Source organism: Paenibacillus sp. NPDC056579 (genome assembly GCF_042793215.1).
Taxonomy (GTDB): domain Bacteria; phylum Bacillota; class Bacilli; order Paenibacillales; family NBRC-103111; genus Paenibacillus_S.
On record NZ_JBHTVD010000013.1, the window covers coordinates 43,059 to 56,030 of the forward strand.

A 12,972-nucleotide genomic window follows, 5' to 3' on the forward strand; every position below is an offset into this window, starting at 1 on the left:
GCAAATAACGGATTCTATGTCCGCAAGCATGTCCAAAGCGAGCATTTTTGGCACAATAGCGGATTCTATGTCCGCATCAGGCGCGAGCGCAGCTTCCGCAGTATGATCTGACGCCAAACCTAAGCCGAAGGAATGGTCCGCTTTGCTTATAAGCTGCATGCATGCCCGATTAGCTGTGATGACCAACGTTGGCACAAATACGATGCAGCTTTTGCTGCAAGAGCGTCTCCAGCCTCTACTCCATCTCGCCCCTGATACGGCATAGGAGGAAAGCCTTTATCGATACCTTTCAAAATTGAGCGGCTTCAAGCTTTGCACGGCAAATCTCATCGTAAGCAAGATAGGGTAGAATCGCCAACATTCCTATGCAGTCAAAAAAAAAGACCCGGGTGCATTCAAAAACCCGCTCCCGGCGTCTTTTTATCCTATTAATTATTCATCATAGCAATGATTCATTACGGCAAATTCGTCGCTCCCATCAAATAGCGGTCGCATTCACGGGCCGCCTCCCGCCCTTCGTTGATCGCCCAGACGACAAGGCTTTGCCCGCGACGCATATCGCCCGCTGCGAATACGCCGTCCACGTTGGTCGCGAACTTGCCGTACTCGGCTTTGGCATTGGAGCGTTCGTCCTTCTCCACGCCAAGCTGGTCGAGCACCGTGCTCTCCGGACCAAGGAAGCCCATCGCGAGCATGACGAGCTGCGCAGGATACACCTTCTCGCTGCCGGGAACCTCTACCGGAACGAACCGGCCCTGATCGTCCTTCTTCCACTCGATCAAGACGGTGTGGAGCTCTTTGACATGGCCGGTCTCATCGCCAACGAACTTCTTCGTGCTGATCTGGTATTGGCGCGGGTCGTCGCCTTGCAGCGCGGCCGCCTCCTGCTGGCCGTAATCGACCTTCAGCACTTTGGGCCATTCCGGCCACGGGTTGTTCGGCTGCCGCGTCTCCGGCGCCTTCGGCATCAGCTCGAACTGCAGCACGCTTTTGCACTTGTGGCGAATCGACGTGCCTACGCAGTCGGTGCCGGTGTCGCCTCCGCCGATCACGATGACGTCCTTTCCTTCGGCGGAAATGAACTGTCCGTCCTCGTGCTTGGAATCGAGCAGGCTCTTCGTGTTTTTGGACAAAAACTCCATCGCCAGGTGGATCCCCTTCAGCTCTCGCCCTTCGATGTTCAGGTCGCGGCCTTTGGTCGCTCCGCCACACAGCACAACGGCGTCGAAGTCTTCCTTCAGCTTGGAGGCCGGAATATCTTTGCCGATCTCGGTGCCGGTGACGAACGTTACGCCCTCCGCTGCGAGCAGGTCGATACGGCGCTGCACGTATTTTTTATCCAGCTTCATGTTCGGAATGCCGTACATCAGCAAGCCGCCGGCGCGATCCGCACGCTCGTAGACGGTTACCGTATGGCCGGCTTTGTTCAACTGGGCTGCACAAGCCAGGCCGGACGGTCCCGATCCGACAACGGCCACCTTCTTGCCGGTCCGACTCTTCGGAGGCTCAGGAACGACCCAGCCTTCGGCGAAGCCTTTATCGATGATCGATTTCTCGATGTTCTTGATCGTAACCGGGGTATCTTTCAACCCCACGGTACAGGAGCCTTCGCACGGAGCCGGGCATACGCGCCCGGTGAATTCCGGGAAGTTGTTCGTCTTGTGCAGCCGGTCGAGCGCTTCGCGCCAAAGACCGCGGTAGACTAGGTCGTTCCATTCGGGAATGAGGTTGTTGACCGGGCAGCCTGCCGCCATGCCGCTGATCAGCTTGCCCGTATGGCAAAAGGGAATGCCGCAGTCCATACAGCGGGCGCCCTGCGTCTGCAGCTTCTCCTCAGACATCGGAGTGGAAAATTCATTCCAATGGCTGATTCGCAGCAGAGGGGCCGTCTCGACCGGGGTTTCCCGGTCATATTCCATAAAGCCGGTTGGTTTACCCATCGTTTGTCTTTTACCTCCTACATGTGCCGAAATGGCTAAAGCTAAAGGTGACCGTAACAAGCTGTCATTCGACACACTCGCTTAGATTAGTTACCGCCGATGCGGGAGACGTCCTTCATATTTTCCTCGAAGGCGACGAGCATCGCTTCCTGCTGGCTCAAGCCGGAACGCTTCACGCGCTCGATCGCCTCGAACATCCGCTTGTAATCCTTCGGAATGATCTTGACGAATTTCCACACGTACTCTCCCCAGCTTTTCAGAACGCGGTCGGCTACCGTGCTGCCGGTGAACGTCTCGTGGTGCTGGATCATGTTGCGGAGCTCCTCGGCTTCGTACGTTTCCTCGACCTGCTCCAGGAGCACCATCTCCTTGTTGCAGCGGCTCGCGAACGTACCGTCTTCATCCAGCACGTAGGCGATCCCCCCGGACATCCCGGCGGCAAAGTTGCGCCCCGTCTTGCCGAGAACGACTACGCGCCCTCCGGTCATATACTCGCAGCCGTGGTCGCCTACGCCCTCTATCACCGCGCGGACGCCGGAGTTCCGTACGCAGAAGCGCTCGCCCGCGATGCCGCGAATGTAGGCTTCGCCGTCGGTGGCGCCGTAGAAAGCCACGTTGCCGATGATGATGTTCTCCTCCGCCGCAAAGGTCGATTGCTCGGATGGGAAGATCGCGATTTTGCCGCCGGACAGCCCTTTGCCGACGTAATCGTTCGCATCGCCTTCGAGCGATAGCGTAATCCCCTTCGGCACGAAAGCGCCGAAGCTTTGTCCTGCCGAGCCGTTGAAGTGCAGACGGATCGTATCGCTCGGCAGGCCCTCGAGCCCGTACCGGCGCGTCACCTCGCTGCCGAGTATCGTGCCGACGACGCGGTTCACGTTGTGGACCGGCAGGATCGCATGGACGTGCTCCTTGTTATCCAATGCCGGCTTGGCAATCTCGAGCAGCTCTCTCCTATCGATCGAGCGGTCCAGACCGTGATCCTGGGCTTGCGAACAGAAACGGCCGACCTCTTCGCCCACATCGGGCTGATGCAGCAGCGGCGTCAAATCGATGCCCTTCGCTTTCCAATGCTCCACCGCCTGCTTCGTTTCGAGAATTTCGGTATGTCCGATCATTTCCTCGATCGTGCGGAAGCCGAGTTCCGCCATCAGCTCACGCGCATCCTGCGCCACGAAATGCATGAAGTTAACGACATGCTGCGGGTCGCCGGCGAATTTTTTGCGCAAATCCGGATTTTGCGTCGCCACCCCTACCGGGCACGTATCCAGATGGCACACTCTCATCATGATACAGCCGAGAGCGATAAGCGGCGTTGTCGCAAAGCCGAATTCCTCGGCGCCTAGCAGCGCTGCGATTACGACATCGCGGCCTGTCATCAGCTTGCCGTCGGTCTCGACGGTTATGCGGCTTCTCAAGTCGTTCAGCACCAGCGTCTGGTGCGTTTCCGCAAGCCCAAGCTCCCAAGGCAAGCCCGCATGACGGATGCTCGTCAGCGGGGATGCGCCCGTTCCGCCGTCGTAGCCGCTGATGAGCACGACATCGGCTTTCCCTTTGGCGACGCCGGCCGCAATCGTGCCGACACCCACCTCGGATACGAGCTTGACGCTGATTCGGGCACGCGGATTCGCGTTCTTCAAATCATGAATCAGCTCCGCCAAATCCTCGATCGAATAAATATCGTGATGCGGCGGCGGCGAGATCAAGCCTACGCCCGGCGTTACGCCGCGCACCTCGGCTACCCAAGGGTACACCTTCGTACCGGGCAGCTGTCCGCCCTCGCCCGGCTTCGCGCCCTGCGCCATCTTGATCTGAATCTCGTCGGCGTTGACCAGGTAGTTGCTCGTCACGCCGAAGCGTCCGGACGCTACCTGCTTGATGGCGCTGCGGCGCAAGTCGCCGTTCGCATCCCGGGTGAAGCGCTCCGGATGCTCGCCGCCCTCGCCCGTATTCGATTTGCCGCCGATGCGGTTCATGGCGATTGCCATGCTCTCGTGTGCTTCCTTCGAAATCGAGCCGTACGACATTGCCCCGGTTTTGAACCGTTTGAACATCGATTCGACCGGCTCGACCTCTTCGATCGGGACCGGCTTCCGGCCGGCTTTGAATGAGAACAGTGCACGAAGCGCAGCGTACTTTTCGTTTTCTTTATGAATCAGCTTTACAAATTGTTTGTACATGCCGTAGTTGTTCGTCCGGACCGCCGTTTGCAGCGCGTGGATCGTCTCCGGATTGTACAGGTGCTCCTCGCCGCTTTTGCGCCACTGCAGCTCACCGCCGGTGTCCAGCACCCGGTCGCGGCCTTCCTGCTCCGAGAACGCGCGCTGATGCCGCAATATCGCTTCCTGCGCGATGACATCGATGGTAATTCCGCCGACCGGCGTATAAGTCCATGTAAAATAGTTGTCGATAACGGATGAATCCAAGCCGATGGCCTCGAAAATTTGCGCTCCCCGGTAGCTTTGGATCGTCGAAATGCCCATTTTCGCCAATACTTTGACGACGCCTTTGGTGGCAGCCTTGACATAGTTGTAAAGCGCCTTTTCCGGCGTAACGTCCTTCAATTTATTTGAACGGACTAAATCTTCCACCGTCTCCATCGCAAGGTAAGGATTGATGGCGCTGACGCCGTATCCAAGCAGCAGGGCAAAATGATGCACTTCCCGCGGTTCGCCGGATTCGAGCAGCAGGCCCACCTTCGTCCGCGTCCCCTCACGGATCAGGTGATGATGCAGGCCGGAGACGGCCAGCAGCGCAGGAATCGCCGCATGGGCGGCATCCACGCCCCGGTCGGACAAAATGATCAGCGTTGCACCGCCGGCAATCGCCTTGTCGGCAGCCGCATACAGCTCCTCCATCGCCTGCTCCAGCGCAGCTGCACCGTCAGCCGCCTTGAACAGGATCGGCAGCGTCTCCGTGCGGAAGCCTTCGCGCTGAATGTCGCGCAGCTTGGCCAGCTCGCTGTTCGTCAGAATCGGCGTCGCGAGACGAATTTGCCGGCAGCTCTCGGGCTCCGGACGAATCAGACTGCGCTCAGGGCCCACCGTCGTTCCCTGCGCAGTAATGATCTCCTCGAAGTTCGCATCGATAGGAGGATTCGTAACCTGCGCGAACAGCTGCTTGAAATAGCTGTACAAGAGCTGCGGGCGGTCCGACAGGACGGCGAGCGGCGCATCGAAGCCCATCGAGCCGACAGGATCTACGCCTGTTTTGGCCATAGGCTCGATAATTTTACGCAGGTTCTCAAACGTATAGCCGAACGCCTGCTGGCGCTGCAGCACGGATTCGTGGTCTGTTCGCGGAACGTCCGCCGATTCCGGCAGCTCCTCGAGCGAGATCAAATGCTCGCTCAGCCACTCGCGGTAAGGATGCTCGGCGATAATCGGGCGCTTCGCCTCCTCATCCGATACGATCCGGCCTTGGGCCGTATCCACCAGCAGCATGCGTCCCGGCTGCAGCCGCTCCTTGCGCGCGATACGTTCAGGCGCAATATTCAGCACGCCCGCTTCAGAGGCGAGGACAATCAGGTCGTCTTTGGTTACATAATAGCGGCCCGGCCGAAGCCCGTTACGGTCCAGCACCGCTCCGATCACCGTGCCGTCGGTAAAGGCAATCGCCGCAGGGCCGTCCCATGGCTCCATCAGACAGCTGTGGTATTCATAGAACGCTTTCTTGTCGTCGCTCATCGATTCATGCTTGGACCACGGCTCAGGTATCATCATCATGGCTGCATGAGGAAGCGAACGGCCGGACAGCATCAAAAATTCCAGCGTATTGTCGAACATTTGCGAGTCCGAGCCGTCCGTATCGATAACGGGCAGAATGCTCTTGAAATCGTCGCCGAACAGGTCGGTTTCGCATATTTGCTGACGGGCATGCATCCAATTGACGTTGCCCCGCAGCGTATTGATTTCTCCATTGTGAATGACATAGCGGTAGGGATGTGCACGCTCCCAGCTGGGAAACGTGTTCGTGCTGAAACGGGAATGAACAAGAGCTAATGCGGTTTCGAACGAGGGGTCTTTCAATTCCAAGTAGTAGTTGTCGACTTGCACGGGAGTAAGCATGCCTTTGTATACGATCGTACGGCTCGATAAGCTTGCAAAATATAGCGGCCGCTCCTGGCTCAATGCACGGACGGCGTTCTCGGTGCGCTTGCGGATGACGTACAGCTTGCGTTCGAATGCGAGCTCTGCGGCTTCCTCCGCCCCGATAAAAATTTGCCGGACAAACGGCTCCACCGATTTGGCCGATTCCCCGAGAGAGGAATTGTCCGTCGGCACGGTTCTCCAGCCGAGCAGCCGCTGTCCCGATGCCTTGACATTCTCCTCCAGAATGCTCTCACAGGCAGCGCGCAGCGCCGCATCCTGCGGCAGGAATACCATTCCGACGCCATACTGGCCGGCCTCCGGAAGCTCTATGCCCTCCTTCGCACACTCCGCTTGCAAAAAAGCATGGGGAATTTGCAGCAAAATCCCCGCTCCGTCTCCGGTATTCGTTTCGGAGCCCTGACCGCCGCGATGGTCGAGATTACAGAGCACATTCAGCGCCTGACCGACAATTTCGTGAGAGGGCACCCCTTTGATGTTAGCTACAAAGCCGATTCCGCAAGCATCGTGCTCAAACTGCGGATCGTACAGACCTTGCTTCGCTGGCAGTCCTTTTCTGTTCATGTTGTACAACCTTTCTATACCTTAGTATTGGTTTCACCATTCACGGGCACGGTTGTAAATCACAGCTTCACAGATGTAAAGCACTAAAAAGGAAAAAAGGGCGATCAAACCGTCCTGCTGCCCTCATTTGCGTCCCGTTTGCCGAAGCCGTTACACCTGATGAACATGGAGAATTTACGCCCTGCCATAGAAGAAATTGTGACAATTCTATGAACCTCTTTTTAAGATATGATATATATTAACATCTAAGAACTTACTTATCAATTTAAAATGAATCCATTTTTCTACAAAAACCAAGCTTTTCTCCAAGCTTGATCCATGAATGTCCGGCTTTGACCAAGCCTACTTGTCTTAAACCGAAATATGGCGCCCCTCCGCCGCCGAACGATAAGCGGCATCCGCAATCCGCGAAGCGAATATTCCCTGCTTGCCTTCGCTCGGGAAGCTTTGCCCGCCCCGTATATATTCTATGAAACGCTCTATCATAGGAACGTTCATATTTTCATGCTTGGGCAAATCGAATAGCTGAACCTCCCCGGCTCCGTTCGTCCATACCAGCTCGGCGTCCTCTACCGTTCTCATCGTCAGCTTGCCCTCCGTGCCGAACAATTCCAGCTGGTTGCCGGCGGCCGTGCTGAAGCTCGCATGAACCGAAGCGTGACAGCCGGATGCGAATTGGATCAGGACCGAGGCCGTATCCTCGACATCGAGCTCCTGCAGCACATTCCCCGTCATGGCCGACACTTGCCGCGGCTCACCGAGAGCGTAGCACAGCAAATCGATGACATGCGTGCCGACATCCATCAGCGGCCCGCCACCGGACACCTCCGGACTCAGCAGCCATGCCCGGTCCGTTCCTGCATGATTCGTTTTGCCGCTGAATTGCGCACGGGCATAGACCGGTTTGCCGATGGCGCCCGAGTCGATCAGTTGCTTCATCTTTTGAATTTTCGGATAAAATCTGCGGTAGTACGCAATGCCGAGCTTCACGCCATGCTCCCTGCAGACGGCGATCATGCCTTCTGCTTCCGCAGCGTTTAGCGCCATCGGCTTTTCACACAGCACGTGCTTGCCGTGACGGGCCGCTTCCATCGTATGCTCCGCGTGCATCATGACAGGTGTCGCCACGTACACCGCATCGATGTCCGGGTCGTTCCATACGTCCGCAGCATCCTTGTATGCCCTTGGCACGCCGAACTTCTCGGCAAATGCCTGCAGCTTTGCCTCATCGCGTCTCACCGCGGCCAGGAGCGTACTTCCTTCCGCAGTCTGCAAGGCTTTGGCCACCCTGCGCTCCACTACGTCACCTGCTCCGATAACCGCCCAACGAATCGTGGACATCCTATCGCCTCCTGATCCCTTTACATTTGTATTCCTGTTGCGTATCGATAGTACAATCAATTCGCCAAAAAGTCCGCGCTCCCTGTCTGCCTGCCGGGAAATTCCAAGAAATTGTGAAGAAAAATTTCACCAATGTCATTTTCTTACGAAGGGAACGGGCGGGTTGTTGTAGAACTTAGCTAGCAATGAGTTCTTACTTCTGCCCATTTCGGAGGCCCGTGCGAAGATGAATCCAAATAACAATAAGGCTCTTCCCCCAGAGCTTGCAGAGCAATGGTTTGCCGAGTCCCCCTTCGGAGCTGCGCTGATGAACATGGACTGCAGCTTGATGCGGGTCAATCCTGCCTTCTGTCAATTGTTGGGTTATACGGAGCACCGATTGAAGCAGATGAATTTGCCGGCACTGCTCCATCCCGACGAGCTGCTCCGCTGCATGCACTTATCCAGCCGGCTGGCCGAGCAAGCGATCCCCTCCTTCCAGGAGGAAGTCCGGTTTATCCATTCGTCGAAGGATACGGTCTGGTGCCTTGCGAACGCCATGCTGCTGAAGGATGCGAACGGACAGCCGCTATGGATCTTATGGCAGCTGCACAATATTACGAATAACAAAATGCTGGAGCAGCAGCTGCGCTTCTCCTCTTCTTCCTTCTGTTCGTTATTGGAATCGATTCCTTATTCCTTCGTCAAATTAAGCACCGATTGGAAATATACTTATGTTAACAAAGCGGCCGAGGACCTGATCCAAATCCGGCGCGAACAGCTGATCGGCGAGCGGATATGGGACAAATTCCCTTATGCCGTCAATACCTGGTTTTACCAAGCGTGCCATCGGGCGATGGAAGATAAAACATCGGTCTTCGTCCACGAAACGATGCCCTCCGGCCGAGCCTATGAAATGAACTGTCATCCGACCAAAGACGGCCTGTGCCTGTTTATCCAGGAAACGACCGCGGTCAACAACCGGGAGAACGCCTACAGGGAATTGAAACGGCTGCTGGACTCCATGATCGAGCATATTCCCGACGCTTTCGCCATCCTTGATCTGGACTTCCGCGTCATTTACATCAATCCCGCGTACAAGAGCACGTTCGGCTATGAAGATGACGAGCTGCTCGGCAAGCTGCCGCCGACAATTCCGGGCGCTCTTCTGGAAGATACCCTGAAATGGTTCAGGCAAGCAGCGCAAGGACAGTCTCTTGGCAGCCTCGAAACGGTGCGGCAGCATAAGGATGGCAGCAGGATCGACGTCTGTATGACGGTTTCTCCTGTTCTTGCGGAGGATCAAAGCGTCATTGCCCTTTGTCTCATCCTGCGCGACATGACCGAGCGCAAGCAGGCCGAGGAAGTGCTGCGCTTTACGGATAGGCTGTCGGTTGCAGGACAGCTCGCCGCCGGATTGGCCTACGAAATTCGCAATCCTCTGACCGCGCTCAAGGGCTTCACTCAATTCATGAAGCAAAATGCGCAGTACAAGGAGCAATACTTCTCCGTCATGCTCTCCGAGATGACGCGTATCGAGCAAACGATCAGCAAGCTGCTCATGCTCTCAAGTCCTCTTTCGAGCCAATTCAAACGGCGCAGAATAGGACCGATCCTCCGTGAGGTTATCGCTCTTATGGAAGAGGAAGCCGCTTTGAACAGAGCTAAGCTGAAACCGCTCTTCCCGACGCACCTGGTCGAGGTTTATTGCGACGAGGAGCAGCTGAAGCAGGTATTTGCCAGCCTCATTCGCAACGGTATGGAAGCTATGCCCGACGGCGGAACCATTACGATCGATTGCTATTTATCGAATGACATGCTGGCCGTGACCTTTGCAGACGAAGGGAACGGCATTCCTCCGGAATTGATGGCACGCATCGGCGAACCCTTCTTCACTACCAAAGATAAAAGCTCCGGCCTCGGACTTGTGCTCTGCCAAAAAATGCTGAACGATCACGGCGGTGCCATCCAAATCGCCAGCGAGCCGGGAGCAGGCACGAAAGTCACGGTATTCCTTCCTGCCGGTCATACCCCGGCCGAGAAGGGAGTCCGGCCCATTCCGCGGGAGACCTATACTCTTCCTGAACAACCTGTGCTATGATAGGTGGATATCTTTCACCCGAGAGGACTGTCTTCCAACGTGGCCAAATTATATTTCCGGTACGGCACTATGAACAGCGGCAAATCGATCGAAGTGCTCCGTACCGCTCACAATTACGAGGAGCAGGGCAAAAAGGTGCTTTTGTTCACCCCCTCCGTCGACGACCGGAACGGTGTAGGCACGGTAGCTTCCCGGATCGGGATGCAGAAGCAGGCGATTGTCATCGACGACCGGATTGATATGGTTAAGATGGCGGAGACGGAAAAGCCCAATTGCATCATTATTGACGAAGCGCAATTTTTGAATAAAGAGCAGGTGCTCCAGCTGACGGAAATCGTCGATACACTGGACATTCCGGTCATTGCTTACGGACTGCGCGCAGATTTCCTGGGACAGCTGTTCGAAGGCAGCTATCATCTGCTCGCTTTGGCGGATAAGATCGAGGAAATTAAAACCGTTTGCTGGTTTTGCGATAAAAAAGCCATCATGAACATGCGCTGCAAGGACGGGCAGCCTGTATTCGAAGGAGAACAAATCCAGATCGGCGGCAACGAAAGCTATTTGCCGGTCTGCCGCAAATGCTACTCGTCCAAACGAAAAGGAAATTAATCTTCGGTTTACCGTCAAACAGCTCTAAGAGGATAGTACGGCGAACGGACGCCGCTTCTATCCTCTTTTTTTGCGTCTGCACCTCCCGTGCGCCTTGCACATATGATGCAGTAGCGCAAGGAAAAGGCGGTGAAGCGAATGCTCGACAAGAAAAAGGCGTACAAGCTCGGCATAGTCATCTATTTGACGTTTTGGCTGCTGGGCAGCTTCTGGCTTATGGCCGCGATGCGAAGCGGCTTGTTCGGCACGATGCTGGGCGTCGATTGGCAGCTGCTGCGGGACTACGTCTACTACGCCTTGGCCGGCAGCATAGGCGGCTGTTTATATGCGCTTCGCCTTTTTCATGAATATTACGACAGGATGTCCGAGCGATGGGTGTTATGGTATATGCTCCGCCCCATCAAATGCGCCGCTGCAGCGGTCATGACGATCATTTTGTTCCAAAGCGGCATTCTCCTCCTGCAGACAGGCGACTCGGTAATAGCCAAAATCGCCATCGCCTTCCTCGTCGGGTTCGGCTACGGCAAAGTCATGGATAAGCTGAAGGCGTTGGCCGAAACGCTGTTCAACGGCAAGAGCGGCAGCCATTCTTCCTCTTCCGGAAACCAGGAGCCGTCCGATGACGTATGGAATGAGGACGAAGCGCCGAAACATAAAAGCTAAACGGAGGTTCAAACCGAAATCATGCGTTCGAAACATGTTGTGTGGAAGTCAGTCGGCATCCTGCTTCTGGCTTCCTTCTTTCTGCTGTTCAGCGTTTACCAGTGGGGTTCTTACTCCTACAGCGATCAGGTCGCCGTGCTGGCCTATCATCATTTGAGCGAAAAGGAACAAAGCAGCGTGACCATCACGCCGCAGCTGTTCCGGGAGCAATTATCCTATTTGAAGCGCAAAGGCTATCATTTCATTACTTTGGATCAGTTCAAGCAATACATAGAAGGGGCTCCGGTTCCAAAGAAGGCAGTGCTCGTCACATTCGACGACGGCTACGAGAGCTTTTATACATATGGTTATCCGGTTCTTCAAGAGCTGCGCATCCCGGCCGTGAACTTCGTCATTACCAAGGATCTCGATCATCCGAAAGCAACGCACCTCCCTTCGTTATCCAGAGAGGAAATAAGGGAGATGAAGCGGCAGAGCGATCTCGTTGACTTCCAATGCCATTCTCACGGACTGCATGCCAAAGCGAACGGAAAGCCGCTGCTGACCAGCTATCTGCTCGCGGACGGCAAGCCGGAGACGCAAGATGAGTACCGCGCTCGTATCGTTAACGATACCCAGAAGTGCATCAACGGTTTGTACGAGCTGCACAACAAGAAGGTGGATACTTATGCGTATCCGTTCGGGATGTACCATAAAGAAGCTTCCGAGCTCGTTCAGCAGGGCGGAATCGGCTATGCCTTTACCGTCACGAGCCGGATGGCGACGCGCAAGGACGACCCGCTGCAGCTGCCGCGCATCAATGCCGGGAATCCAAGCATCACACCGAAAAAGCTGCACAAAACGATCATTCGGCGCGCCATAAAATGCAAGCTGTCTACAGTTCAGACGTAGCACGACAAGCAGGCAAGAAGCGTAAAGAGCTCCCTCAATGGGGGCTTTTTTTCATCCGGCAGTATGTTCCGCCTTGGTTCTTACTCTCCTGGCGGCATGGTAACTCGCAAAGGCTAGTTTCGTTCCCGCCGCTCGCCCATGGCAAAAAAGGAGCGGAAGCAGCATGCATATCTTTACTTCCCGGCTCATTCGCCCGGAGGGGACGGGAACATGGACTTATCTCGATGTCCCCTTCGACGTGGAGCAAGCCTTCGGAAGCCGGTCGCAGGTGAAAGTGAAAGGCACCGTCAACGGGGTTCCGTACCGAGGTACGCTAATGCCCCATGGCAACGGCACCCATTATATGGTTGTCAACCAGTCCTTGCGGGACAGCGCAGGTGTCGAAGCCGGAGATACGGCTGAGGTCGAGATGGAGCAGGATAAGGAGACGCGCACCGTGGACGTGCCGGACGATCTGCGTGCTGCGCTGCAAATGGCCGCCCCTTCCCTGCTGGAGCCGTTCCTGCGGCTGTCCTATTCTCACCAAAAAGAATACATCGATTGGATCGAGTCGACCAAAAAGGCCGATACCCGCTCCCGACGCATTAAAAAGGCCGTGGAGCTGCTGCAGGAAGGCAAACGGCTGAAGGGATAGCGTCAAGCACGCAGGGCCGCCGGACAATTGCAGCAGCCTAAGCGACCGGCAGTCCATTCTGGGTGAGCAGTGCATGAAGAGGATTTCCGACCGCATATGGATACTATCCCGTTCTCCATAACTGACGGTCCATCAACACAA

At 55.8% G+C, this 12,972-nt stretch carries 8 protein-coding genes; 5 read left to right on the forward strand and 3 right to left on the reverse strand.

Translation table 11 applies throughout. From position 1 onward, the window contains the following. Positions 1-455 precede the first annotated feature (455 nt). From ACFQ88_RS33420 to ACFQ88_RS33430, 3 genes are all read right to left on the reverse strand, one after another. Entirely contained in the window at positions 456-1,940 is a 1,485-nt protein-coding gene (locus tag ACFQ88_RS33420) for a glutamate synthase subunit beta (protein WP_379461439.1), read from the reverse strand. An 86-nt stretch (positions 1,941-2,026) separates the two neighbouring features. After that, on the reverse strand, positions 2,027-6,613 hold the full coding sequence (gene gltB / locus ACFQ88_RS33425) for a glutamate synthase large subunit (RefSeq protein ID WP_379461441.1): 4,587 nt from the start codon (positions 6,611-6,613) through the stop codon (positions 2,027-2,029). A gap of 351 nt (positions 6,614-6,964) precedes the next feature. Then, on the reverse strand, positions 6,965-7,954 hold the full coding sequence (locus ACFQ88_RS33430) for a Gfo/Idh/MocA family protein (protein ID WP_379461443.1): 990 nt from the start codon (positions 7,952-7,954) through the stop codon (positions 6,965-6,967). Between the two features lie 226 nt (positions 7,955-8,180). Here ACFQ88_RS33430 and ACFQ88_RS33435 point away from each other — a divergent pair, with 226 nt between their 5' ends. The 5 genes from ACFQ88_RS33435 (at position 8,181) to ACFQ88_RS33455 (ending at position 12,831) form a co-directional block, all read left to right on the forward strand. Beyond that, positions 8,181-10,034, forward strand: coding sequence for a PAS domain S-box protein (locus tag ACFQ88_RS33435; RefSeq protein WP_379461445.1), 1,854 nt, complete (start codon positions 8,181-8,183; stop codon positions 10,032-10,034). A gap of 39 nt (positions 10,035-10,073) precedes the next feature. Next, a complete protein-coding gene (locus ACFQ88_RS33440) occupies positions 10,074-10,643 on the forward strand; it encodes a thymidine kinase (protein ID WP_379461447.1) in 570 nt (189 codons plus the stop codon). 138 nt (positions 10,644-10,781) lie between these two features. Continuing rightward, entirely contained in the window at positions 10,782-11,306 is a 525-nt protein-coding gene (locus tag ACFQ88_RS33445; protein ID WP_379461449.1) for a hypothetical protein, read from the forward strand. Positions 11,307-11,327: 21 nt separating this feature from the next. Beyond that, positions 11,328-12,197 carry a polysaccharide deacetylase family protein gene (locus ACFQ88_RS33450; protein WP_379461451.1) on the forward strand — a complete coding sequence of 290 codons (870 nt, stop codon included), beginning with the start codon at positions 11,328-11,330 and terminating at the stop codon, positions 12,195-12,197. A gap of 163 nt (positions 12,198-12,360) precedes the next feature. Beyond that, positions 12,361-12,831 carry a YdeI/OmpD-associated family protein gene (locus tag ACFQ88_RS33455; RefSeq protein ID WP_379461453.1) on the forward strand — a complete coding sequence of 157 codons (471 nt, stop codon included), beginning with the start codon at positions 12,361-12,363 and terminating at the stop codon, positions 12,829-12,831. Positions 12,832-12,972 lie beyond the last annotated feature (141 nt).

Bases quoted from the DNA above. Each gene is read 5' to 3' on its own strand.
- ACFQ88_RS33430 (WP_379461443.1), bottom strand. From the start codon at position 7,954: ATGTCCACGATTCGTTGGGCGGTTATCGGAGCAGGTGACGTAGTGGAG.
- ACFQ88_RS33455 (WP_379461453.1), top strand. From the start codon at position 12,361: ATGCATATCTTTACTTCCCGGCTCATTCGCCCGGAGGGGACGGGAACA.
- ACFQ88_RS33435 (WP_379461445.1), top strand. From the start codon at position 8,181: ATGAATCCAAATAACAATAAGGCTCTTCCCCCAGAGCTTGCAGAGCAA.
- gltB (WP_379461441.1), bottom strand. From the start codon at position 6,613: ATGAACAGAAAAGGACTGCCAGCGAAGCAAGGTCTGTACGATCCGCAG.
- ACFQ88_RS33450 (WP_379461451.1), top strand. From the start codon at position 11,328: ATGCGTTCGAAACATGTTGTGTGGAAGTCAGTCGGCATCCTGCTTCTG.
- ACFQ88_RS33445 (WP_379461449.1), top strand. From the start codon at position 10,782: ATGCTCGACAAGAAAAAGGCGTACAAGCTCGGCATAGTCATCTATTTG.
- ACFQ88_RS33420 (WP_379461439.1), bottom strand. From the start codon at position 1,940: ATGGGTAAACCAACCGGCTTTATGGAATATGACCGGGAAACCCCGGTC.